This window comes from Kangiella aquimarina DSM 16071 (genome assembly GCF_000374105.1).
GTDB classification, from domain to species: Bacteria; Pseudomonadota; Gammaproteobacteria; order Enterobacterales; family Kangiellaceae; genus Kangiella; species Kangiella aquimarina.
Window position 1 is genome coordinate 572,854 of the sequence record NZ_KB893650.1, and the last position, 24,765, is coordinate 597,618.

The window sequence follows — 24,765 nt, forward strand, 5'->3', positions numbered from 1 at the left end:
CTGCCTATCTATGATCAGGAAGTGACGCTAAGAAGTCAACGACTATCAGGCTTATCACGTCATTTAAATGTGAAGATCAGTAAGGCTTGCGAGCAATAAACAAGGATAGCGGTCGCTTGTCATTAAGTACATGGATTTGGTCCAGTAATATGTCCCAGTCGGCAAACTGATTTGCAAGTTCACCGGGTTCTAAAAGGAAAGCTGGTTTTTTAGGGCTACCGTACTTGGCTGCGTCTTTCATAAAGGTATGAATGGCAACCATACTGCCAGCAGGTAAGTGCTGATGGTAAAGATCGAGTAATGGGCGATGCAAATAGCGGCACTGTAAAACTAACGATGGTTTCTGCAGATGAATCAATTGAATGAGCTGCTCATAGTCTTCTTCGCAATTGAGTTTGATTGGGGTGACGTCAACCTGCCAACGTTCGATGAAATTACTGATTCGCTCCATGGCCATTGGATTGCGATCAATCGCCAGAACCTGAAAGCCATGTAAGCCCAAAAAGATACTGTCTCGGCCAGAGCCACAGCCAATATCAAAAGCCAGTGGGTCAGTACCTGGCAAATGCTGCTCGATCAATTCGATATAGTCTTCCAGTAAAGGGCTCGCGCGCCATAGACGGCGACTATTGGGATCCTTAACCAGTTCATCCTGCTCGAAGTCTTCAGCCAATAATATTGCTTCAATCGGATATTGCTGGCGTTCGAACAAGTCTTTAACTTCCTGTTGCTCGTCAGACGAGGTAAATAAAATTAACGGGGAGCCTTTAGGTGGAAGCTCATACCAGCAATCTTCGATTTCCGACAAAGGGAGATTGGTAGCACCCTGAATATGGCCCTGTCGAAAATCTTCAACAGGGCGCAAATCAATAATGGGTAAATCAGTGTTTTCTAAAAGCTTGGAATTTGCCATAAGTGAGTGAGCGCCATAGCCATTCGAGAGGGCCGTAGTGGAAGCGGTTTAGCCACCATGACGACCAGAAAAGTTGTACTAAAAACACTATCGCAACAATACCCATCAACTGCAAGCGTCCTAGTTCGGTGAATAGACCAAAACCAAAACTATAGAAGATACTGGTGCAGATTAAACTTTGCGCAATGTAGTTGGTGAAAGCCATGCGACCTACCGCTGCAAAGGCATTACGGATAGCTCCTCTGGTTGATGACTTGACCCATAAAGCTAACAGAGCGATGTAGCCAAAAGCTATAAACATCGCCGCCACATTGGTCATTGTCATATAAGACAGCAACAAGGCATCAAAAGAGAATTCTTTTGCCAGCAACTGGCTCATGTCGTAGGCCGTTAACAGGAAGCCAATAGTGAAACCTGTGATAAGAAGTAACCAGTAGAATTTAGTGGAGCGAGCTGCGGTAAGCACACCGTATTGATAGAGCGCCATCCCTATCAGCATGCTACCGCCTATGCGGAAAATACCAAAGGTAAGTCCCATCGATAAAACGTTTTCGGCGAAGAAATCAATTCGGTCGCTCACCTGTGCGGCATAACTGGTCAAGTAAGGCAGGGTTTCATCCTGAATGGTTGCCTGATCGGGGTAGAACATGCTGAGCATGAACTCTAAATCTTCGGCAGGGATACGATCAATATAAATGCTGGCCATCGACATGTAGGCGCTGTAAAGCACAATCAGCACGATTCCAGTAATCAGTTTGGTTTTAGGACTCGTATCGGTAAACAGAAATACCCACAAGCCCATGCAGGCGTAAATAAAAAGAATGTCACCAAGCCAGATTAACAGGCCGTGGATAAGGCCAAAAATAATCAGCCAGAACATCCGGCGATAATGATATTTGGCGGCGGAAATACCCTGAGCATTGGCTCGCTCTGCCATCAGCATGATGCCTGCGCCAAACAACATGGAGAACAGCGTATAAAACTTCTGATCGGCAAAAATATGAGTCACTGACCAGACCCAGACATCGGAAACCGATGGTTCGCCCAGCGCATAGGGATTCATGTAATAGGCAAATATATTGGCGAAGCCATAAATATTCATAATCAGAATACCTAAAACGGCTACACCACGAATCAGATCCAGGGCTTGATAGCGTTGCTCAGAAGAAGTTGGCAGTAAAGCGGTTGTCATGACTAATCCTTTAGTGAATTGATCTTAGAGTTATGAAATCAATATATAACAAGATGAGTTGGAGAAACAGCTTTAAGGGTTTTATTAATCTCTATGAAAAATAAGCAGTGCGTAATGTGACACAAAATGTTCCTCAGACTAGTAAGAATCAAGGCTAAGAGCTACTTACCTAGCTAGGCAAATGTAGGTGATTTGGCATAAATGGTAGTTTAGGTGTCATTTATGACATTAAAGACTGTAATATGATGCCATTCATAGATTCATTAAGAGAAAAAGATGGTCAGGAAAACAATCGCCTTTCTTGTGTATAACGACATGGAGCTGCTGGATATGGCTGGCTCGCAGACCGCTTTTTACGAAGCAAGCCAATACGCAAAAGAAAGCTACTCGGTGGAGGTTGTCGGGTTTGATGAGCAGCTAGTGGTTAGTGAAGCGGGAACCCAGATACAACCCAACACGACCATTGATGCTTTGCAGGATTGTCACACACTGGTTATTCCGGGCGGTAAAGGTGCTAGACATAATCTACTCACTGCAGACTCAGTTGCAAAACTCAGGCAGTTAATGGCGCGATGTCAAAGGGTCGTTAGCATCTGCACCGGTGCATTTCTATTAGCAGAAACCGGTTTACCCAAAGGAACACAAGTTGCAACTCACTGGGCCTTTGTTGAGGAGCTGGCTAAGCGCTTTCCAGAATTGCAGGTGGATAAAAAAAGTCTCTATGTTGAGGACGGAAAATATTGGTCATCAGCTGGCGTCACCGCCTGTATTGACCTTACCTTGCGATTAATAGAATTGGACCTTGGTATTAAAGCTGCAATGCACGTGGCGCAGCATATGGTGGTCTATTTGAAAAGAACTGGCTCACAACAACAGTACTCAGATTTTTTGAGCCTTCAGACCCCCAGCGATGAGCGGCTGATTTCCATTGTGAACTGGCTTAAGCACAATCTGGACAAACAGATAACGGTAGAGATGATTGCAGATAAGGCGCACATGAGTGAGCGTCAGTTACACCGGTCGTTTGTGAAAGAAGTTGGTAAGCCACCCGCCCATTATCTGGAAGAACTGCGAATGGATCTGGCGCGCACTTTATTAGTCAGCTCGGATGAAAACCTGAAGAAAATAGCGCTTTCGGTGGGTTACCGATCCTATGACGGGTTTAAAAGGGCCTTTGAAAGAAACTTTTCAATTTCACCGCTGAGATACCGACAAGCATTTACTGCGAAATGAAACATGTCAAATCAATAAGGAAAGAATATGAAATTAATAATCAGGGCAATAGTATTATGGTTAAGCTTCAATGCGACGACTGTATTAGCCGACAAGATAAACATAGAATCAGGCTCAGGCAGTTTTGTCATTGCTGGGGGTGAAGAACATCCAGAAAAATCAATAGAGGTTTATTATCACAAGCCAGAGTCATTCAGTAGTGATACCAAGGTTTTATTTGTTATACCGGGGGCTGGAAGAAATGGTTGGAGTTACCGAGATGCCTGGAAGGAAGCCTCGGAGCAATACGACATACTAATCCTATCTCCAAGTTATTCGGAAAAAAATTATCCTGAGTTTTGGAGTTATAACCTTGCAGGCATGATTAGCAATGTGGTGATCAATGAACAGCGGACGGCTATTAATTCGTACCAGATAGTACACAATGAGAATGTATGGATATATTCGGACTTTGACCGAATCTTTGATGAGGTGGTCAATTCGCTATCACTTGAAGCGAAGACTTACGATATGTTTGGTCACTCCGCAGGAGGACAAGTCTTACACCGTTTGGCGTTATTTTATCCGATGAATAAAGCCAATAGGATTCTGGCCGGTAATTCGGGTTGGTACACGGTACCGGATTGTTCGCAAGATTTTCCCTATGGCTTAAATCAGGCTCCTATTGCTGATAAAGCACTTGCAAAAAGTTTTCAGCAAAAGTTGACGGTATTTTTGGGTGAAAAGGATGATCAGAATGAAACAAGAGGGCATTTAGTGCGTAATGATGTGATTGATAAACAGGGCACTTACCGTCTTGCCAGAGGCAAATATTTTTACCAACAGGCAAAGCAATTTGCAGAAGGTAATGGTTACGACTTTAATTGGGAGATAACAATAATCCCCGGGGTTGGACACAATTACCGAGCAATGAGTGAGGCTGCGGGACGCTATCTTTATGAATAAACTCACTTGTCATAGAAGTTGGCAATCAGTCGTTAAGTGGCAGAGAAACTTAACGACTGCTGCAAAATGCTAACGTGAGATTTGTTTGCGCAATTTATTCCATTCGGGATCATCAATGTCACCAAACTCATCCATTTTGGGATAGCGAATTTGGTGTTTATCGCAAAACTTAGTAATGGTGGGATGTAATGCTTTGAAGCAGATCTCATCGACTTCTGCCTGAGGAATTTTGCACTCGCCGTACATGTTGGCATTAGAACGTTGGCGTTGTGCTTCGTAAAGAATCAGTGCGGTTGCAACCGAAACATTAAGCGATTGGACCATACCGACCATGGGAATGATTACGTGCTCATCAGCAAGGTCTGCAGCTTCATCGGAAACCCCGACTAGCTCGGAACCAACTAAAATACAGGTGGGTTTGGTGTAGTCGATAGAACGAAAATCAACTGCCTTATCGGATAGATGGGCAGCCAGAACTTGCATACCCTGTGCCTTCATTTCTGCGATTCCAGACTTTAGGGTTTCATGCTTATGAGTAGTAACCCAACGTTTACTGCCGCTTGAGGTGTGATGACCTGAGTAGCGCACGCCTTCAGGAAATACCGCATGAACATGTCCGATGCCAACCGCATCAGCGGTGCGAACGATAGCAGCAAGGTTATGGGGTTTATGGACCTCATCCATGAAAACCGTCAGATCAGGCTGACGGTTTGATAATAAAGTTAGAATCTTTTGTAAACGCTCAGGACTTCGCGGTTGCACACTTTAGTCCTCATCTAAACTAACAATAGCATCCATTTCAATTTGCGCACCTTTCGGTAGTTCTTTAACACCAATAGCTGCACGAGATGGATAAGGTTGTTCGAAATACTGTGCCATGATTTCGTTGACGGTAGCAAAGTGACCAAGATCGGTCATGAAGATATTCAATTTAGAAATATGATTTAAGGTGGCGCCTGCTGCTTCACAGACCGCGCTAAGATTTTTGAATACCTGATGGACCTGATCGTCAAAAGACTCAACCAATTCCATAGTTTCAGGTATCAATGGAATTTGACCAGAAAGGTAAACGGTATTTCCTGCTTTGACGGCTTGCGAATAAGTGCCAATGGCAGCTGGTGCTTTATCAGTTTGAATAATGGTTTTGCTCACAGCAGTTTCCTTAAAGAGGTTGTATAAAGTTCTAATTAAGGGTGACGATGAACTTTGTTGACGAAAGGAATGACCCTTAATTTTTTGATGATGTTTGCCAGATGAACACGGTTTCTAACGCCCATCTGGAAGGTAAGAATATTGGTTGAACCATCCAGTTCATTAATATCGACATTGACGATATTGGCTTCCTGATTGGAGATAATATTGGTAATTTGAGCCAATACTCCGCGTTGATTGAATACTTCAATTCGAAGCTCGGCAATAAAGTCACCTTGCACATCGTCTGACCATTGCACAGGGACGTAGCGATCATTGTGCTTGTGTGCGCGTTGCACGTTAGGACAGGTTTCTCGATGAATGGTAAAGCCTTTACCGGCGCTAACATAAGCCAGAATCGGATCGCCGGGGATGGGACGGCAGCAGCGTGCATATTTGACCACCAGACCTTCAGTACCTTTAATGGCCAATGGAGCCTGATCCTTCTGTGGCATGTCGACAACCGTATCGTCACTGTCATCTTTGCCACTAGTCAGGCGGTGCGCTACCAGAACGCTGGCTATTTTGCCGAGGCCGATGCCTGCCAACATGTCATCCACGGTATCGTGATGAGTAATTTTGGCGACGGACTCGAGTTGCTCGGGCGGGAAATCTTCAAGCTGACTTTTGAGTACTTGTTCAAGTAGACGTCGACCAAGATGGACGGCCTCATCCTGACGGATGTTCTTAACAAAGTTACGGATGTTGGAGCGCGCTTTACCGGTCACCACATAGCTGAGCCAGGCCGGATTCGGTTTGGCTCCGGGAGCGGTGATAATCTCAACGGTTTTACCATTGCTCAATGGCGTACTTAGTGGTGAAAACTGCTTATCAATTTTACAGGCGATGCAACTATTACCGACATCGGTGTGAATAGCATAAGCAAAATCAACCGGGGTTGCGCCTTTCGGTAATTCAATAATTTTGCCTTTCGGTGTGAAGACATAGACTTCATCAGGGTAGAGATCAATCTTGACGTTTTCGACGAACTCTATCGAATCACCGGCGTTTTGTTGCAACTCAATGAGGCTTTGCAGCCACTCACGCGCTTTGGTTTCTGCTGGGTGAGCACTGCCGGTTTTATACAGCCAATGTGCTGCTACCCCATGCTCCGCCATTTGATTCATCAGCTCGGTACGGATCTGTACTTCAATATGCATGCCGGTTTTATTGCGCAGCACTGTATGCAGTGATTGATAGCCGTTGGCTTTAGGGATAGCGATGTAATCTTTGAAGCGACCAGGAATGGGTTTGAACAGGTTATGGATTTGACCAAGGATGCGGTAACAGGAGTCTTCGGAATCGGTGATGACGCGGAAGGCGTAAATGTCCATCACCTCGTTAAATGTTCCCACCTTGTCGCGCATTTTTTTATAAATACTGTATACGCTTTTTTCGCGACCAATCACCTTGCAGGTAATGCGGGAATCTTTCAGTCGCGTTCGTAACTGTTCGGTAATGCGTTCAACGATTTCCTTACGGTGGCCGCGCACTTTTCTGACCGAATGCTGTAGGATTCGGTAACGCAAAGGATACATATTCGCAAAGCCCAACAGTTCCAGTTGTTCTTTAAGTCGATATATACCCAGACGATTGGCAATTGGTGCGTAAATCTCCAGAGTTTCACGTGCAATACGGCGACGCTTATCTGGGCGCAATGCGCCAAGAGTCTGCATGTTGTGCAGGCGATCAGCGAGCTTGATAAGAATGACGCGAATATCCTGCGTCATAGCCATCATCATTTTACGAAAGTTTTCCGCCTGAGCCTGTTCTTTCGATTGGAAATCAATTTGGGTCAGTTTACTGACACCTTCCACCAGATCGGCAACCGTCTCACCAAACTCTGTCGTCAGGTCCTGTTTGGTTACGTCACAGTCTTCGATCACATCATGCATCAAAGCAGCCATGATGGTCTGATGATCAAGGTGTAACTCAGCAAGAATATGCGCAGCGGCGACGGGGTGAGTTATATAAGGGTCACCGCTGGAGCGCATTTGTCCTTCATGTGCGCGTTCCGCTAACTTATAAGCGCGCTCAATATCGGCAACCTGATTGGGTTCCAGGTAACCGCCGAGCACATCCCGTAAGCTTTCGAAATGCGACATATCGGACATCAATAATAAACCTTAATTTGCGGGCTTATTAAAATAGAACCGGTCTTTGCTCGCGCTCACGCTTGGCCGCACGTTCGTCTGCTTCAACCGTTTCACGAGTCGTTAACTCTTCTTCAATTTCACGTAAAGCAACAACCGTTGGTTTGTCGTTGTCCCAATCCACTTTAGGATCGTGGCCACCAGTTGCGATTTGACGAGCGCGTTTTGCCGCTAACATAATCAAATCAAAACGATTACCAACTTTCTCAACAGCATCTTGTACCGTTACACGTGCCATAATTTACCTCTTACACTCAAAATGTGGCGAATTCGCCAGGGGGTTAATTCAGTGCTTTAAGTCGGCTTTTAGCAAAAAGCCAGTGAATAAAGCGTAAAAAAAGACTGTATAAATGCGTATAGAATAAGTGTACCGTAAAAAACCGCTTACTCCATAGTATCTGATAGCAGGTTATTGATTAAGTGGTGCTGACGAACCTTCTGGCTTTCAATGCGCAGGCGACGTGCGGTAAAAATGGCCGCCAGCTCATCACAGGCGATATCAAAATTATCGTTGATCACCACATAATCGTATTCGTCGTAGTGTTTCATTTCTGCAGTAGCTGCTGCCATGCGTCTGGCAATCACTTCATCACTATCCTGACCTCGATTTGTCAGTCGGCTGAGCAGTTCTTCGCGTGATGGAGGCAGAATAAAAATGCCGCATGATTCTGGCATCAGTTTGCGAACCTGACGCGCACCCTGCCAGTCAATTTCAAGAATCACATCATGACCTTCAACCAGTTGCGCTTCAAGCCAGTCGCGGCTGGTGCCATAAAAGTTGTCAAACACCTGAGCATGTTCTAAAAAACGTTGCTCGGTCAGCATCTGCTGGAAAGTGGTTTGATCGACAAAATGATAATCAACGCCGTCCTGCTCACCGGGTCTTTGTGGGCGAGTAGTATGCGAAATCGAAACCTTTAATTCGGGCAATTTACGAAGAACAGCCTTCAATAGGCTTGTCTTACCTGCCCCAGAAGGCGCCGAAACCACATAAAGAGTACCTTTAGCGATGGTGTTGATAGGCGTCATAGTCGTCATCAAATCCTGCTATATCCAAATCCAGAGAATAATATTCAACCAAGCCAAACCTTTATAGCACAAGGCCTGCAGGGATAATAGGGCTTGGAGGGTCAAACGGAAAACACAAAGGCGCGATCATAACACAAGACAAAGCCTGCGCGGTATAGAAAGTAGGCAATTATTCAGCTAATTGCCCCGGCACTCAGTTGAGGCTAGCTCGGGTACAAATTTAAATTGAATGAGAATTCATAGAATGGCGATTGAATGTTCGAGTTATCGCCTACTGAGTATCGTTAGTAATGAGCTCTAGAGGGTCAAGCTTCATGGGCGACTGACTTTCCAGCGCATAGTACAGTGAAATTATTTTCCAGCTTTTGCCATCGAAGGCCAGTTGAATGGAGTTGATGCCTTTGTAAGTTTCAGTATTACCATCCTGAACACGCTTGGATAACGCAATGCTTTGAACCGAAGCCCAGTTGTCATAAAGGTAGGTGTTACGGTCAAGTTCTATCTCGGTAAACGAATAGGGATTGACTTTATTGATTCGAGACAGAAATTCTGTCTTGGAAAGTTGCGACAATTCACTTTGGTTTAATGGCTGTCTGATTCCAGTGATCACGGCCTTGTCATGCAATAAATGATCTAACCCTTTTATATCAGGACTGCCGTTTGCTTGATGGGACAGGGCAGTCCATAACTGTTTGACTGCCTGGTCTAGTTGACTCGCCTTTTCATCTTGGGGATAGTTATCCTTGGCGCAAGTAGTACCTATTGCCAAGAACATCAAAAATAAAAGTGCTGCATATAAGTTGAACTTCATTTTATCGGAACCGATTGATTTTATTGAAGTATCATATCTGAAAAATGTCTTTTGTACTGCGGGATTGTGTTTCTAAATATAACTGGAAAAGCAAATATAAGGCTTACTTCTGAGCTGCGCGGGTTAAGCGATCCCAGATATCAAGCCAGGAAAGGCCGGTTGGTGGTGCTTCAATCCACAGTTCATTGCAGCCTTTGCAGTCCATTTCATACAAAGCAGCAAAGAGCCTTTTGCGATAGGACTGGTGATCATTGGGCATCAAGGATAAGTGATGGCATTTGATGGTTTTTAGCTCGGGGGAGTAGGCCATGACACCAACCTTACTGTTCTTGGGTATGGCGCGCGTAGCAATTTCCTGGGCGGATAACAGCATGATTCTGGCGTCAGGCTGATAGTGTCTTTTCTTGTTGCCTGAGACTGAGTACTGGTGCTTTTCAGGAGTGACTACCGGCACTGTCAGATGAGGTGCAAGATCAATTTCAGAGATTGGCCCTGAACGTAGTATTTGTGCACGGTTTTGACTAACTTTCAATATGGTCGACTCTGTGCCAACCATACAATTACCGCCATCAAGGACTGCTGCAATTTTGCCATCCATACAGGCCATAACCTGTTCAGCGCTGGTGGGGCTGAGTTTTTGGTAGGGATTGGCCGATGGCGCTGCTATTGCCATATTAAAATTCCTGAGCAGTTCAAGTAACACGGGATGAGCCGGCATTCTTATACCAATGGTTTGCAGGCCACCAGTGATGACATCGGGCGCATTAGGATGGCGCTCAAAAATCAGGGTCAAAGGGCCTGGCCAGAAGCATTGTGTCAGGCTCTCTACCCATTCAGGAATATCGGCTGCCCAGTTTGCCAATTGCTCAAAACTACCAATATGCGTGATTAATGGGTGATCCGTAGGGCGTCCCTTGGCCTTAAATATCTTTGCTACTGCTTCAGGGTTGGATGCATCGGCTGCCAGTCCATAAACAGTTTCAGTGGGCACCGCAACCAGCTCGCCAGCTTGCAGGAGTTCTCCGGCAAGCTGAACGTCGGCTGGTTTGTTTGCATCAAGTCGTAGCGTTTTCATTACTGGATTCAGTTAGCCTGCGAGTCGGCATCAGATAACGACTGTATTTGCCAACTGCCCTGGTTATAAAAATATAGTTTGCCTTGCTCAATGCGCGCCAGGTGCATCCATTGATTGTTGATCAGTGAAGCAACTACAGGTTGCTCATTGATGACTTTTTCGATGTGTTCTTGTGGTGCGTCAATCACTACGGTGGTTCGCAAAGGCTCATGACGCCACTGCTCTCCATCATGAACTGATTGTATTGCCAGGCCGATCCGTAAATCACCACCATTGCCTTCGAATACCCCTATACGACCGCCGACCACGTTGTGCAGCGTTTTGTTACCACTGCCATATCGATGGTTATCGACGGTCGAGGCAAAGTACTGCATATTAATCCAGTTAATAACGACCATTGGCGCGGTCATAATTTGGGTTAACAGGCTGGCATCAGTATCTTGTGAAGCATCATACTCGTGAAGAAATGCTCGTCCCTCGAGGTTCAGGTTGCGAGTTAATGAACGTTTCCCAACGATAAAGCAGGCATTGTTGGCAAGCCCCCATTCGGGCCGTGTTTGCGCCCAGTCATTGGCACGCTTAACAACTGCCTTTTGCAGAGCCGCAGGTTTTTGAGCTAACTTGCCAAGCCCAAGCGCCGGAGCACGTTCTGCTCGACAGGCTTTTCCAGCTTCACTCAAAGCATCATTAAGAGCGGGTAGAACTCCCTCAGCTTCTGCGCTGAGATTGTCTGCGTCAAACAGGTTGACCTGGTCAGTGGTGGTGTTATGCAGAGCGGCAATAAAGCGGGTGCCTTCGGGCAGCTTAACCCCTTTTGCATGCAAGCCTTTGCGAACCTCGGGGTCATTGAGGATACCGGCTAAAGCTCGCGCATTGACTTCGCCTGTCTGGCCGCAACAGGCACCACAGTCCAGGCCAGATTTCTGCGGATTATTGGCTGTCTGGCTGCCGTGACCGACCAACAGAACAAGCGGTGCGATTCGCTGTGTTAAGCCCATGCCTTGAAGGACTCCCTCGGCAAGCGCAATGCGTTGTGATAGGTCTGCCTGTAAGCGTGGGCGTAGCTGCTGTGCCTGACGTTGGTTTAAACCAAGTGCTGGCTTTGTTGAATGCGTATTGCGCGCGCGCGAACGATTGAGCAGGGTGTTCACATAGCTAATGCCAAGGCTTTCTACCATATTAAAGGCTGAACCTGGCAACGATAGGAAGGACTTCCAGCTCGAAAGACTGCGCAGAGTTGTTTGTCGTTGTTGGCTTATGGACTCGTCTACTGAGGCCGTGCCGCTAGTGTCCGTGACAACCATCTGTGGAGCTAGCAAGCCTGGAAGTTGAGGGCGAGCAGCATCGGTACCCAGCGGGGTGTAGCTTACTGGAAGGCCAAAGAATCCGGCAAAACCAATCGTCTCGATATCATCAGACTGGCTTTCCAGATGGCGTCTGAAAACTTCCGAGCGAACGTCGATACAGAAAGCTGCCTGAACCTTTACCGATTCTGATTGCTGGTTGTCCGAAACCGAGGATTGCTTTAGGGTTTGCGCCAGCTCCTGTTGATAGCTGATTTCATGAGCTCGTTGCCACACCAGTTTAGTGATGGTTTGCTGAGGATTATAATGTTCAAAATGGCTTTGCCATTGGGTCTGCCAGAGATGCCAGATCGAGCCTTCTTCACGTTTGCCATCATCAATCAGCGCTTCCCAGGTCAGGCGAATGGCCAGCAACTGAAGCAAATTATCGTCATCGTTACCTTGCAATTGGGCCTGCCATTTCAGATATGCACACCAGGCGGCCCAGCCACTGATACGGTACATAACAGCTTGTAAATAATCTGCCCAGTTTTGCTTAGGAATATCGAGCTTGTTTAAAGCAATCTGTATTTGCTTGCGTGGGTTTTCTTCGAGTTGTTTGGCAGCTTTGGGAATTCTGCTGGCCTGCATTAACAGGCTGATACTGTGATCATCGCTTAGTGTATGACACCAGCTGGCATATAGTGGGGCCGGGTCGCTGGGATTCCAGTCTGACTGATCCTTATCGAAGTATGCTGCGCAAAACTGCGCAACCTGATGGGTGATGGCGTCACACCAGGCGGGTTTATGCTGTAAGTCACGTTGACTATCCAATGTATCGCATAACAGTGGCACAGGAGTGAGTAACTGATCGTCCCCATTCAGGGCCTCGACCAATTGCTCAATGGTCAAATCGGTATTCAGATCCTGAGCTGCCTGTTGCAGGTGCGCTTTGCTGATACTGCCTTCTGACCACCGCTTTTGATAATAAAACAGTGGCATGGCCATCGGAGAGCCTGCAAGCGTCGCCAGGTGGTGCGCTGTTTCGGAAAAACTGTGCTCAAGGTGAGTCCAGTAGGGATTTACTGCAATCATCTTATCCAGTGGCCAGTTCGGTGCGATGCTGCTGGTTGCAATTTCAATCGCCTCGTCCAGTTCGCGCTCAAAGCTGGCACTTTTTTGTTGAAGATTATTCATGCGCTTTCTCCTGAGGTGTTGATGCGACGATTGACTTTGGTTTCAGCCTGAACCGGACTGAGCTTTAACGGCCAGATTTTAAAAGTCAGACGGGTAAAGGTTTCATCCAGATAAAAGCCGTTATAAATCCAGGGGAAGCAGACTCTCAATAAGCGACTGTCTGAATATTTGATAACCGCAATCTGGGCGAAATAAAGCAATCCAAAGCTCAAAGTAATCCAAATTAACTGAGGTAAATTGTCACTGGCGGCTGACGGCATGACCTGACTAAAAATGAGGTGCCAGACATAATATAAGTTAGCTACACCCAGCACTCTTAGAATGCCAAGCGAAAATAGTTTCGCCGAGAAAGATTTTTGATACCAGAGCAAAGGAGCCAGTGCAAAAACCAGGATAACGATGATTTCTGAGGCTAATATAAAACTGGGTAAAACCCATTGCCAAATCAGTAGTGAGCCTATAATCAGACCCGAGCTCACAAATAAGGAAATAATGATGCCTTTTGGCGCAGCCCACGAGGGCAAATAGTCTTTGTGTTCAGCTTGTTTCACCGCATCACCGGCTGCCAGAAATGCATGGCCTTTGTAAATAGAGTGAGCGATGAGATGCAGGAAGGCCAGCTCATAAAGACCAAGACCAATTTCCATCAGCATAAAGCCCATCTGTGCGCAGGTTGACCAGGCAAGTCTGACTTTAATACTGATACGGGTCATCATGACCCAGCCTGCCAATACAGCAGTAATACTACCCACCACTACCAATAGCAGCTGGGCAGGGATGGACATATTGATCAGGGTGGCCATGGTAATCAGAACATAGCCGCCGATATTGACGACGCCCGCATGCATGAGTGCAGAAACAGGCGTTGGCGCTTCCATCACCTGAATGATCCAGCCGTGCAGCGGCAGCTGGGCTGTTTTAAGGATTGCAGCCAGGGCAAAGAGCGCTGCGGCAAACTGTAAAGAGACCGACAGTTCACTCATAGCCGAAAGAGATGCTGTAATCGTGTTAATAGAAAGAGTATCAAGCTCAAGATAAATCAGAATCAACGCGACGCCTAAGGCAATTTCGCCAAGGCGGCTGACAATAAACTTTTTATGAGCCACTACCTGTGCCGCTTTACGTTCACGGTAAAAGGTCAGCAAATAATGCAGGCTGATGCTGGTGCCAGTCCAGGCGATAGCCAGAATTAAAAGATGAGTGGTAGAGATTAGGGTAAAGACACAGGCGATGGTAAAAAGAATCGCGTGGACAAACATCCGCTCGCGGGATTCACCCTCAAGATAGCGGGATGAGTAACCGATAATCACCCAGCCCAGCAAGGCGACCAGTAGCCCCATGATAACCGGGATCAAGGCAGGCGTTTGGCCGGTTATAAGCCATTCGATAAGAGGGTAAGCAATACTGACCAGCAGGGCCAGAAAAGCAGTTGCTCTAGCAACAAGCCAATGATGTCTGCCAGGGAGATAGCTCACAATAAATCCGATAAAGAATATTGCAGCTAATGCTAACCCGCTGGCCACAAATAAAGACATAACGACTCTCTTATTAAAGTTGGATTGCTTGACGGGGCGTATTTTTGCATCGCTTCATGTGTTTTGTAAAATATATAGATGTGATATAAACGTTCTATAAAACAGAACGGTTAATATATGCGTAATCTTAACTTTCATCATCTGCACTATTTCTGGACTGTTGCAAAAGAAGGTCATCTGACTCGTGCAGCAGAAAAACTCAACGTTTCCCAGTCGGCGCTTTCGTCGCAAATCCGTCAACTTGAAGGTCAGCTTGAACATGATCTTTTCCTACGTCAAGGGCGAAGCCTGCAACTGACGGAGGTTGGACACGTGGTTCTGCAATATGCGGAAAGCATTTTTAATTTGGGCAGTGAGCTGATGTCGGTAATGAAAAGCGGTGAGCATCAGCAGGTACAACAGATTAAAATTGGATCGGTTGCGACCCTATCGCGAAACTTTTTGGAAAACTTCCTGCGGCCGGTATTTGGTAACTCTGAAATTAAGCTGGAATTAAAATCTTCCAATCTTGAGGACCTGTTAAGCAAACTGGAAGTCCATAAGCTGGATTTGATTCTGTCTAATCGGCCGGTGGTTTCTGATTCAGCAACCCCTTGGCGCTGTAAACTGATTGATAAACAAAGAGTCTGTCTTGTGGGGCCAAAGGATAGTTATCTGGAAAGCCTGTCTTTCCCTAAGGATTTGGATAAAGTTAAAGTACTGGTTCCGGGGCCGGATAGTGAGATACGTACCCAGTTTGATCTGTACTGCGAGGAACACGGGGTATTGGTAACGCCCTATGCAGAAGTTGACGATATGGCAATGCTGAGACTATTAGCGAGGGATTCAGGTGGTGTAACGGTGGTTCCCGAAGTTGTGGTGCAGGACGAGATAGTCAGTGGGATCTTGAAGAAATACACAACCTTCTCGACAGTGACAGAGAGCTTCTATGCCATAACAGCTAAACGACATTTTGATTTGCCGATTATTAAATCTTTGCTGGATTTGGAATAGTGATTGGAACCGTGATTAATACAATGACTCCGCAGGTGGCAGAGCCATCGTATGTATTCAATTATTCGATATTCTGAACCTGCTCGCGCATCTGCTCGATTAGCACCTTAATTTCAACGGCACTGGCTGTAATATCTGCATTGATGGATTTAGAGCCAAGCGTATTAGCTTCTCGGTTAAATTCCTGCATCAAAAAATCCAGACGTCGACCAATTGGGCCGCCCTTCTTGAGCATACGCTGAGCTTCAATTACATGAGTTTTCAAGCGATCAAGTTCTTCAGCGACATCCAGTTTCTGCGCCAGGAAAACCAGCTCCTGTTCGAGACGCTCTGGATCCAGCTCGACTTCTGCTTCTTTAAACCGGTTGAGTAATTTGTCGCGCTGCCATTGCATGACCTGTGGCATCTGCTCGGACACTTTATCCACTTCAACACCAATGCCAGCCAGGCGCTGCTCAATCATTTCAGCTAGTGCTGCTCCTTCACGTTCGCGAACCGTGATCAGTTGCTTTACGGCTTCTTCGAAGGCGTTACGTACATCCTGCTCCATGGTATCCGTATCCGCTTCTTCCTGTTGCAGAATGCCAGGCCAACGAAGCAGTTGAGTCAGGTCTGGGGATTGGTTGTCCTGCGCCAGAACCTGTAATTCTTCATGAGCGGTCAGCAGCTGTTGCGCCATTTCCTGATCCAGCTTGATCTTGCCCGCACTTTTCGAGTCCATTTCAACGCGCAGCGTACAATCGAGCTTGCCACGACTGAGTTGTTTGCGCAGTACTTCACGCAGCGAGAACTCAAGATGACGGAAGGTTTCCGGCATTCTGAAGTTTGGTTCAAGGAATCGCTGATTAACGGATTTGATTTCCCAGGTTACGTTGCCCCACTCAGTCGCCACTTGTTGGCGAGCGAAGGCTGTCATGCTTCTAACCATGTATCTTAATGACCTTTTGCAGTATGTTCGGCTCAATTTACGAGCGAAAGCCCAATATTATGGGCGAAAAAGGCAATTGTACCGATCTTTGCGAGGATTGGCGATAGGGTATCCGAGAGGGCAAACTATAGCGCTTTAACACTAAAGCGCTTTTCATCTTCCAGACGAAGGGCAGTCAGCTTGTTGCCCCAGACGCAACCAGTATCGAGAGCGTGTAAGTTAGCTATCGGGCACTTGCCATTCAATGCCGCCCAATGGCCGAATACCAGCCTGGTTTGGTGGCCGATTTCAGTCATTTCGTACCAGGGGAATAGTCCTTTTGCCTGCTTTCCCGGCGAAGATTTACTCTTGAAGTCCAGGGTGCCATCGTGATGGACAAAACGCATTCGGGTCAGAGCATTAGTTATGAAGCGCAGACGTTCGATACCTTCAAGCTTATTGCTCCAGAGTGCTGGCTTGTTACCGTACATGTGTTTGAAGAAGTCTTTGGCACTAGCTTTTTTATTTAACACCTCTTCCAACTCATAGGCGCAGGCAAGTGTTGTTTTCAGCCCCCATTGTGGTGGCACCCCGGCATGAGTCATAAGTGCGTTCAGGTTCTTGTCGTAAATCGCCATCGGCTGTTTGCGCAGCCACTTCATCAGTTGCTTGATGTTGGGGGCAGCGAATATGGCATGCAGATCGCTTTTCTTAGGTAGTTTGGCTTTGGTGTAAAAGCTGGCGAGCATGCTTAAATCATGATTGCCAAGAACCACCTGACAAACATCCTGATGCTCATAGACGAACTGCAACACATCCAGTGATTTGGGGCCACGATTAACCAGATCACCTGCTAACCATAGAGTGTCGTGTGCTGGGTTAAATTGAATCTTTTTCAGGAGCAGGCGGAATTCATCATAACAACCTTGAATATCGCCGATTGCATAGGTCGCCATAAAATCTAATGAAGTGCTCCGGGCGCGGCCAGGCTAAATACTGGAATCGGGGTATCAAATTGGGTGCCGCTATCGGTTTCCATCTGATAGCTACCCTGCATGGTACCAATAGGAGTATTAAGCACTGCACCGCTTGAGTATTCGTAACTTTTTCCGGGTGCAATGTAGGGCTGTTCACCAACAACACCCTGACCTTTGACTTCGGTCACTTCGCCGTTGGCATCGGTGATCACCCAGTGGCGGGCATTCAATGTCGCACCATGTGAGCCAGTATTAGTGATCTGGATGGTGTAGGCAAAAACATAGCGTTCGTTCTCTGGCTCGGACTGTTCTTCAATATATTGCGTCTGAACGCTAATCTGAAATTGATATTCTTGAGTCATTATCTATTCTGTGTCTTATTAATTTACGAGAATGTGAAAGTACGAATGAGCAATGTGGGATTACTCTTTATAACTGCATTGTCTATGGTTCATGGGGATGGCGCAACCCTCGATCAAGAGTTCCGTTGCCCTTGTGGAGGGATTTGCCGATGTGAAAGCTATAAGCCTGTGCTAATATTCGAGCAATTCACTGTGGTATTAGAAGAGTAGTAAACAATGAGTGATCTGAAAGATAAAACGGTAATGGTTACTGGGGCAAGCTCTGGATTTGGTCTGGCCTGTGCAAAATCATTTGCTCAAAAGGGTTGCAAAGTCATTGCAGCAGCCCGTCGGAAAGAACGATTAGATGATTTGAAACAGGAGCTAAAGCAGGAGCTTGGCGAAGATAGAGTATTTGTTCTGCCATTGGACGTGACATCGGAAGAGCAGGTTAACTCCATGTTTGATGCCATTCCTGAAGAGTATTCTAAAATTGATATTCTGGTTAACAATGCAGGTTTGGCATTGGGGCTTGAGCCTGCGCATCAGGCTGATTTAACTGACTGGAACCGCATGGTGGACACCAATATCAAAGGCCTGTATCTGATGACCCGGAAAATTCTGCCTGGCATGGTCGAGCGTAAATCGGGGCATATCATCAATATCGGTTCAATTGCAGGTAATTATGCTTACCCTGGTGGTAATGCATACGGTGCAACCAAGGCATTTGTTAAACAGTTCAGCCGCAATCTTCGTGCTGATTTACTGGGCACTCAGGTGCGCGTCACTAATATTGAGCCCGGCCTTGCTGAAACGGAATTTTCCTTGGTGCGCTTCCATGGCGACAAAGATAAGGCAGACAATGTCTATAAAGGTGCCAACCCACTGACTGCTGAAGATATCGCAGAATCGGTGTTGTGGGCTGCTGAGCAACCACAACACGTCAATATCAATAGCATCGAGTTAATGCCAACCTCGCAGGCCTGGGCTGCGTTGGCGATTGATAAAGTGCTTGGTTAAGACTCCTCAAAAGTAAGGAATTAAAATGATACAACCAATCATACTACCACTGGTTGCGATGGTTTTTTTAACACTGATCGTTGCCATTGTGATGTACCGTCGCCGCGTTAGCTACATGAAAGCTGAACGAATTCATCCACAGAAGGTACACTCAAGAAAAGGTGGACTTGAGCATTTCGCCGACACTCGCGCGTCGGATAATTACATGAACCTGTTCGAACTACCTATTCTCTTTTATACCGCTATTTTTACCATCATGCTGACCAATAACAGCTCGACCTTGATGGTGGCATTAGCTTGGGCTTTCGTTGCTTTTCGAATTGCTCACAGCGTCATTCATTGTACCTACAACAAAGTCATGCACCGTTTTACCGCATTCATTTTAAGCTTTATTACGCTGACAGCTTTGTGGCTAGTGTTGGCATCTAACCTGATTTTAGGAACTCAATTTTAATTATGAATATTGAAAAAAATACCGTTGTTGAATTGGACTACAAATTAATGGATCAGGAAGGGCAGGTTTGGGAAAGCTCTGCTGAAGGTGGGCCATGGGTTTATTTACATGGTTATGGTGAAGTGATGCCTGGACTGGAAAAGGAACTGACCGGCAAAGCCATTGGCCAAAAGGTTAAGGTCGAACTACCACCAAATGAAGCTTACGGTGAATACGAAAATGATTTACGCACAGAAGTCCCGCGCGAAGCTTTTGCCGAAGTTCAGAATCTGTGTGAAGGTATGCGACTGGCGGCAGAAAGCAGTGATGGAGTACATGCCGTAGTGGTTCGCGAGATTCACGACGACAAAGTGGTGATCGATGCCAATCACCCTTTGGCCGGCCAAACCGTTAAAGTTGAAGTAAAAATTCTGTCGGTTCGCAAAGCCTCAGATGAAGAAGTGGCACATGGTCACGTCCATCATCATGGTCATTGTGGGGAGTAGGAAGATTATTATTTGAATGAGTTGGTAGGGGCAGGCCAATGTGCCTGCCCAGTATTTTGTCAATATCAGTGTGATTTGAATACTAAACCGCAACAGACTTGCGTTGCAGGTCAAAAATTTCACGAATACCCTGTTTGCCTAATTCCAGCATTTGCATCAATTCATCACCAGAGAAGGTTTCGCCTTCGGCAGTGCCTTGGATCTCAATAAAGCCACCATTTTCATCCATAACCAGATTCATATCGGTTTCGGCCGATGAGTCTTCGATATAATCCAGATCAAGAATTGGGGTACCTTTATAGATGCCTACCGATACTGAGCCAACCATATGACGAAGAGGGTTGGTTTTAATCATGCCTTTTTTGCGCATATGGAATAATGCGTCATGAAGGGCAATGCTGGCACCAGAAATTGAAGCGGTACGAGTGCCGCCATCGGCTTGAATGACATCGCAGTCGACATAAATAGTATTTTCACCCAGCTGACTAAGATCCACTGCTGCGCGCAGAGAGCGACCAATCAAACGCTGAATTTCCAGCGTGCGCCCGCCCTGTTTGCCTCGGGAAGCCTCTCGGTCCATACGAGAATGGGTTGAGCGTGGCAACATACCGTACTCAGCAGTGACCCAGCCCTGACCTTTGCCTTTTAAGAAGCGTGGAACACCTTCAACCACACTGGCATTGCAAAGCACTTTGGTTTCACCGAACTCGATCAGAACAGAGCCTTCTGCGTGTTTGGTGAATTGGCGTGTGATGGTAATTGGACGAAGTTGATTGCTAGTGCGGCCACTCGGTCTCATGTGAATCCCTATATTTGGATGGAGTTAAGTGGCGCAATTATACGAAAAAGCCAGTGATATTCCTATGGTAAAAGGAATAAGGTTTGGGCTCAAAGTAGACTATAACAGTGATATAAGTTTTTGTTTTGTGAGGTTGATTGTCAGTATTTTTGACATTGCTCACAGTTTTAGTAGCAAGCAAGGCGGGCTCTGTCGGCTTTGCGATTTGTATCACAATGTATCCAAATCTGTTGCGCTAACCTAGCCCTCACTCAAAAGTGGAGGTAAATAATATGAAATTTAAACATGGCTTAGTACTAGCCAGTGTTTTATTAGCGTTGGCTGGTTGTAAATCAGAGGACCCTGACAAGGGTAAATTGGCTGTTGCGATCACAGATGCTCCAGTAGACGGTGCGGAAGCGGTCGTGGTTGAGTTTACTGGCATAGAGGTTCAAGGACCAGGTGAACGCTTGAATTTCGATTTTGATACGCCAAAAACAATCGACTTACTGCAACTTACAGGTGATGAATCACTTGAGCTAATGCCTGAGACAACTGTTAATGCGGGCCAATATCAATGGATTCGTCTGAAAGTGAACGCCAATCAGGGTGTGACTGACTCGTATATCGATATTGATGGTGCTCGTTATTCGCTTTATGTACCTAGCGGTGCGCAAACTGGTTTGAAGCTAAATCGCCCGTTTACTATCGCAGCTGGTGGTATAACAGACTTTACGATTGATTTTGATTTAAGAAAATCAGTACATGAACCACAAAACGGTAGCGGCGACTATTTCCTGCGCCCAACCTTGCGTATCGTAGATAATTTAGAGGTTGGCCATATCAATGGCTTAGTTGACGAAACTCTACTCAATGCAGAAGGTTGTTCGGAAACCAGTGGTGTATACCTGTTTGCTGGCTACGATGCCGAAACAGATGACATCGATGCTAATGAGCCAGAGCCAATTACAACGACAACCGTTGAGATGAATACTGATGGTTTGTATGAATATGAGATTGGTTTTGTTCAGGCCGGTGATTACACTCTAGCGTTTACCTGTGAAGCAGCTAATGATAATCCGGAAACGGACGATACCATTAACTTTAGTGTTACACAGAATGTTACTGTGACTGTGGATGAAACGGCAACCGTTGACTTCTAGTTAGTAGCTGTAACTATTGAAAAGGTCGGTATTTACCGACCTTTTTTTATGGCTAGTTCTAATGGTATTGTGAGTTAGGGGAGCCTCTGAGCAGCCCACGTCCTGAGCGGTAGATGAGCCACAGGAAAAACAGTGGAAACAGAATCGTTTGCACTATAAAAACGGTGATTAGCTCAATCACATTCTGACTGGCGCGTTCGGCTGCGTCCTGATATGCCTGAATTTGCTTTTTAATATCCAGCTGGCTTATCGCATTACTAAACCACTCTTTTGCGCCTTGATAGGCAGACTTTTCCTGTTGACCTGCGGCATCCTGTTCTGGTGTATTGTTCTCAATGGTCTGGCTGACCCCCTCTAACTCCGTAGTCGCCTGCTGGTAGTTAGTTGCCAGAAATAACTGATAGAGTCCTTCGTTAGTTAGCGCCATGGCTGGTGTGGCAAATCGAACCAATATTAGAAATATAACGGTTTTATGCCATAGCGGGTGCAGGCCTTTTGGATTGTTTCTTTTTAGGATCAGCATGACGCCATAAATGAGCCAGAAGCCGATCACCAAATAGTTAAACAGGTCCCAGGCGGAAATGGATAGCAGAAGTTTTTGTACGCCGATGGCGGATGCGGCCACCAGCATCACCAATGAAAAGCGTTCGATAAGGTCATTCACCGGATCAAGAATTTCTCCAGGTGACACATTTAGCCCAACCCCCGCTGGCTGCATGGCAATTTCAGCCTCCTGGGCCACTGAAATAAGCCCATTGAGAGTGCGGGCAACTGCAAAAGAAATTAAAGCACGTTTTAAGGCTTGGTCGGCGTATTCTTCGCCGAAATGATCAAGAGCCTTGCTACCAGCTAATAATGAAGCCAGCAATAAACCTAAAATATAAATAGAAAGATTGAGTTTTTTCATAGATTTACCTCGCTATGATGAGAATATCCTAGCAAGAGGTCATGCAGAATTCCTTAAAAAGCTTTAGGGATTGAGCAGCAGTTTTGATTTGAGAAAAGCAAAGAGCAACTGGGGCCGCGCTGCTACCCATCCTGCCAGAGGTTTGGAGGGGTAGGATTTCCAGCAATGGATAGCAGCATAATGCGGCGCTTCCCAGACTTGCTCCTCCTTGAGGAGATGGTTACTGCGGCATAAGTTTCCGTCTTAAGCCGAACAGTGTTAGTCCTAATAAAAGCCATAATGACGTGGAACCACCGCCGCCACCGCCAGAATCAGGCTCAGGCTGGGGCACTGGTGGCGGTTCTGTGCCACCAATCTGGCTATTATCTTTCAAAACAAATAGACCATTGGAAATATCGCTAACCAGAATATTGCCACTGGGCAAATAGGGATAAGCGCCCCAAGCTCCATCAAACTGTGGATCGTTTGCTTCTGGAATTGGGTAGGTATCAAAGAAGCCAATTTCTTTTGGAGTCGCAGGGTTTGATACATCGAGTATGGTTAAACCGCGCTTATAGTTGGACATATAGTACTTATCACCTAAGGTGAAACCATTATGATCGATGGCTGGAGTGGACCCAACATAAGAGCCAACGACGCGGGGCGAGGTAAGATCTTGAATATCCATGACGTAAAGTGTTGTGTTTACGCCACGATTGCGCTCATCCAGTTCGTCTTGAACAAAGACATAGTTTTTGTCATCTGAATACCAACCAGAATGGGTATAACTGGCACCAGCATAACTGGTGCTGCTAATTTTGAAGGGGGCAGACTTGTTGGTGGTATCCCAGATATCAACGGTGTTCTCATTGAAATCAACGAAAATCTCGCAAGGATTATGTCCATCAGAACACTGTGCCGTTCGAGCATCATTGATGATCAAATTAGTTGCATCATGCACATAGCCGGCAGAACTTGGGGTTGTGACAAGTGCTGGATTGACCGGGTCACTTAGGTCAAACACTCGGTAGGAGCCGTTATCAATATTGGAACCAGCGATGTACAGGTAGGCTTCATGGCCATCTAGAGCCGTGCCATTAGCATAGTCGATGTTGCCAAGGTAAACATTATGGGCTGTCTGGAAAACATTGATGGTATTAACCAGCTCAATAGATTCTGGTGCGTTACTCAAGTCGATGATTTGTAATCCGCCCTGGCCTTCGGTAGTGACGTAGGCATAGGCTTTGTATTGTTGGGCAGCATCGTCGAAATATTGATAGACTTTAACGTCACGCCAAGTGCTATTTGCGCCAGTTACCGTATCTACCTCGACCGGATTAACCGGATCACTGACATCAATTAATACCGTACCGTTGAATAGTCCCATCACTGCATATTCACGGTTATTGTTCAAATCCACATAACCCCAGATATCATTTGCACTGGAGGGGCTTGAGCTTAACTGACTTAATGGAAGGTGTGACTCTAGATCGACGTTGTAGCAAGGATATTCACCTGCCTGACCACCTGAACAGGTTAATTGCTTTTCAACGCTGGTGGTGATTTTCTGATAGCGATCGAGTAGCTTGAGGTATTCGGGCTTGAGGCGCTGTTCAGGAAGCCCCTTAGCGTCCTGCAACAAATGAAAACCTTTGCTATCTAATTTTTCGCGGTACTCGGCAGGTATGCCAGTAATGGTTGTCAGGTTCTTTTCAGGATTTTGTTTGGCGAACTGGTCCTTGGTAGAAAAGCCACCTTTCACTGCCACCATGTCATTCAATAAATAGAAGATATCCATCTCGCCGGCATGGTAAGTGCCTGATGCGACATAGATCTTATCGCCTTTGCTGGATTGATTAACCGCATAAGCAATGCTGGCGCAAGGCGCTGAAGGTTTGGAACAATCACCCTGATCGGTGCCGTTGGCTGCAACATAACGCACCGGATGCGAGCCGCTATGGGCCGAAACTGGTGGGTGCAGTAAAGAGATGAGTACTAACCCAAGACTTCCTGTGACTGTAATTATTGATTTCATGTGAGCTACCCCGCTTCTATCATGTCAATTTATCGGAGAAACTTTATCCGTACTTACGACAATATCACATTAAAACAATTAGACGCTGAACAGTTACAATCTGTTACAGAAATCTGCATTAAATCAGAGGCTTAGTACATAGAATGATGACTGGAACAGAAGTTCGGAG

24 protein-coding genes are annotated in these 24,765 nt (G+C 46.1%); 7 read left to right on the forward strand and 17 right to left on the reverse strand.

All coding sequences use genetic code 11. From position 1 onward, the window contains the following. Positions 1-76 precede the first annotated feature (76 nt). Entirely contained in the window at positions 77-913 is an 837-nt protein-coding gene (locus tag B158_RS0102830) for a rhodanese-like domain-containing protein (protein WP_018623830.1), read from the reverse strand. Continuing rightward, positions 882-2,105, reverse strand: coding sequence for a DUF418 domain-containing protein (locus B158_RS0102835; RefSeq protein WP_018623831.1), 1,224 nt, complete (start codon positions 2,103-2,105; stop codon positions 882-884). Before B158_RS0102835 ends, B158_RS0102830 begins: the two co-directional genes overlap by 32 nt. Positions 2,106-2,381: 276 nt before the next feature. On the opposite strand from B158_RS0102835, the gene B158_RS0102840 reads away from it, so the two are divergent. Together B158_RS0102840 and B158_RS0102845 are read left to right on the forward strand one after the other, a co-directional pair. Beyond that, complete coding sequence (locus B158_RS0102840) at positions 2,382-3,338, forward strand: GlxA family transcriptional regulator (RefSeq protein WP_033413804.1); 957 nt, start codon at positions 2,382-2,384, stop codon at positions 3,336-3,338. Between the two features lie 27 nt (positions 3,339-3,365). After that, a complete protein-coding gene (locus tag B158_RS0102845) occupies positions 3,366-4,283 on the forward strand; it encodes a hypothetical protein (protein WP_018623833.1) in 918 nt (305 codons plus the stop codon). A 69-nt stretch (positions 4,284-4,352) separates the two neighbouring features. Here the strand turns inward: B158_RS0102845 and trmH are convergent, their stop codons facing one another. From trmH to B158_RS0102890, 9 genes are all read right to left on the reverse strand, one after another. Further along, positions 4,353-5,045: a tRNA (guanosine(18)-2'-O)-methyltransferase TrmH gene (trmH, locus tag B158_RS0102850; protein ID WP_018623834.1), complete on the reverse strand. Its 693-nt coding sequence runs from the start codon at positions 5,043-5,045 to the stop codon at positions 4,353-4,355. A 3-nt stretch (positions 5,046-5,048) separates the two neighbouring features. Further along, entirely contained in the window at positions 5,049-5,435 is a 387-nt protein-coding gene (locus tag B158_RS0102855; RefSeq protein WP_018623835.1) for a RidA family protein, read from the reverse strand. Between the two features lie 35 nt (positions 5,436-5,470). Continuing rightward, the gene (gene spoT / locus B158_RS0102860) at positions 5,471-7,579 is read right to left on the reverse strand and encodes a bifunctional GTP diphosphokinase/guanosine-3',5'-bis pyrophosphate 3'-pyrophosphohydrolase (protein ID WP_026309206.1); all 2,109 of its coding nucleotides are present in this window, start codon (positions 7,577-7,579) and stop codon (positions 5,471-5,473) included. Positions 7,580-7,616: 37 nt separating this feature from the next. Beyond that, the gene (rpoZ, locus tag B158_RS0102865) at positions 7,617-7,865 is read right to left on the reverse strand and encodes a DNA-directed RNA polymerase subunit omega (RefSeq protein ID WP_018623837.1); all 249 of its coding nucleotides are present in this window, start codon (positions 7,863-7,865) and stop codon (positions 7,617-7,619) included. A 146-nt stretch (positions 7,866-8,011) separates the two neighbouring features. After that, positions 8,012-8,665: a guanylate kinase gene (gene gmk / locus B158_RS0102870; RefSeq protein WP_018623838.1), complete on the reverse strand. Its 654-nt coding sequence runs from the start codon at positions 8,663-8,665 to the stop codon at positions 8,012-8,014. Positions 8,666-8,927: 262 nt separating this feature from the next. Further along, positions 8,928-9,467, reverse strand: a complete 540-nt coding sequence (locus B158_RS0102875) for a nuclear transport factor 2 family protein (RefSeq protein ID WP_018623839.1) — start codon at positions 9,465-9,467, stop codon at positions 8,928-8,930. 103 nt (positions 9,468-9,570) lie between these two features. Then, positions 9,571-10,542, reverse strand: coding sequence for an L-threonylcarbamoyladenylate synthase (locus tag B158_RS0102880; protein ID WP_018623840.1), 972 nt, complete (start codon positions 10,540-10,542; stop codon positions 9,571-9,573). A gap of 8 nt (positions 10,543-10,550) precedes the next feature. Beyond that, a complete protein-coding gene (locus B158_RS0102885) occupies positions 10,551-13,022 on the reverse strand; it encodes a YbcC family protein (protein ID WP_018623841.1) in 2,472 nt (823 codons plus the stop codon). Beyond that, a complete protein-coding gene (locus B158_RS0102890; protein WP_018623842.1) occupies positions 13,019-14,557 on the reverse strand; it encodes an NADH-quinone oxidoreductase subunit L in 1,539 nt (512 codons plus the stop codon). Before B158_RS0102890 ends, B158_RS0102885 begins: the two co-directional genes overlap by 4 nt. Positions 14,558-14,674: 117 nt before the next feature. On the opposite strand from B158_RS0102890, the gene B158_RS0102895 reads away from it, so the two are divergent. After that, a complete protein-coding gene (locus B158_RS0102895) occupies positions 14,675-15,550 on the forward strand; it encodes a LysR family transcriptional regulator (protein WP_018623843.1) in 876 nt (291 codons plus the stop codon). A gap of 61 nt (positions 15,551-15,611) precedes the next feature. Here B158_RS0102895 and B158_RS0102900 read toward each other — a convergent pair whose 3' ends face one another. From B158_RS0102900 to apaG, 3 genes are all read right to left on the reverse strand, one after another. Beyond that, positions 15,612-16,478, reverse strand: a complete 867-nt coding sequence (locus tag B158_RS0102900; protein WP_026309208.1) for a YicC/YloC family endoribonuclease — start codon at positions 16,476-16,478, stop codon at positions 15,612-15,614. 125 nt (positions 16,479-16,603) lie between these two features. Further along, positions 16,604-17,413, reverse strand: coding sequence for a symmetrical bis(5'-nucleosyl)-tetraphosphatase (locus B158_RS0102905; RefSeq protein WP_018623845.1), 810 nt, complete (start codon positions 17,411-17,413; stop codon positions 16,604-16,606). A 5-nt stretch (positions 17,414-17,418) separates the two neighbouring features. Next, positions 17,419-17,796 carry a Co2+/Mg2+ efflux protein ApaG gene (gene apaG / locus B158_RS0102910; protein WP_018623846.1) on the reverse strand — a complete coding sequence of 126 codons (378 nt, stop codon included), beginning with the start codon at positions 17,794-17,796 and terminating at the stop codon, positions 17,419-17,421. Between the two features lie 216 nt (positions 17,797-18,012). Here apaG and B158_RS0102915 point away from each other — a divergent pair, with 216 nt between their 5' ends. The 3 genes from B158_RS0102915 to B158_RS0102925 are packed head-to-tail and all read left to right on the forward strand — an operon-like array spanning position 18,013 to position 19,734. After that, positions 18,013-18,795, forward strand: a complete 783-nt coding sequence (locus B158_RS0102915; RefSeq protein WP_018623847.1) for an SDR family oxidoreductase — start codon at positions 18,013-18,015, stop codon at positions 18,793-18,795. 25 nt (positions 18,796-18,820) lie between these two features. Then, complete coding sequence (locus B158_RS0102920; RefSeq protein WP_018623848.1) at positions 18,821-19,249, forward strand: MAPEG family protein; 429 nt, start codon at positions 18,821-18,823, stop codon at positions 19,247-19,249. A gap of 2 nt (positions 19,250-19,251) precedes the next feature. Then, entirely contained in the window at positions 19,252-19,734 is a 483-nt protein-coding gene (locus tag B158_RS0102925; RefSeq protein ID WP_018623849.1) for an FKBP-type peptidyl-prolyl cis-trans isomerase, read from the forward strand. 82 nt (positions 19,735-19,816) lie between these two features. On the opposite strand, the gene rph is transcribed toward B158_RS0102925, so the two are convergent. Next, on the reverse strand, positions 19,817-20,533 hold the full coding sequence (gene rph / locus B158_RS0102930) for a ribonuclease PH (RefSeq protein ID WP_018623850.1): 717 nt from the start codon (positions 20,531-20,533) through the stop codon (positions 19,817-19,819). A gap of 272 nt (positions 20,534-20,805) precedes the next feature. On the opposite strand from rph, the gene B158_RS0102935 reads away from it, so the two are divergent. Beyond that, complete coding sequence (locus B158_RS0102935) at positions 20,806-21,675, forward strand: DUF4382 domain-containing protein (RefSeq protein WP_018623851.1); 870 nt, start codon at positions 20,806-20,808, stop codon at positions 21,673-21,675. 58 nt (positions 21,676-21,733) lie between these two features. Here the strand turns inward: B158_RS0102935 and B158_RS0102940 are convergent, their stop codons facing one another. After that, positions 21,734-22,582, reverse strand: a complete 849-nt coding sequence (locus B158_RS0102940) for a hypothetical protein (protein WP_018623852.1) — start codon at positions 22,580-22,582, stop codon at positions 21,734-21,736. A gap of 220 nt (positions 22,583-22,802) precedes the next feature. Beyond that, entirely contained in the window at positions 22,803-24,596 is a 1,794-nt protein-coding gene (locus B158_RS0102945) for a choice-of-anchor B family protein (protein ID WP_018623853.1), read from the reverse strand. Positions 24,597-24,765 lie beyond the last annotated feature (169 nt).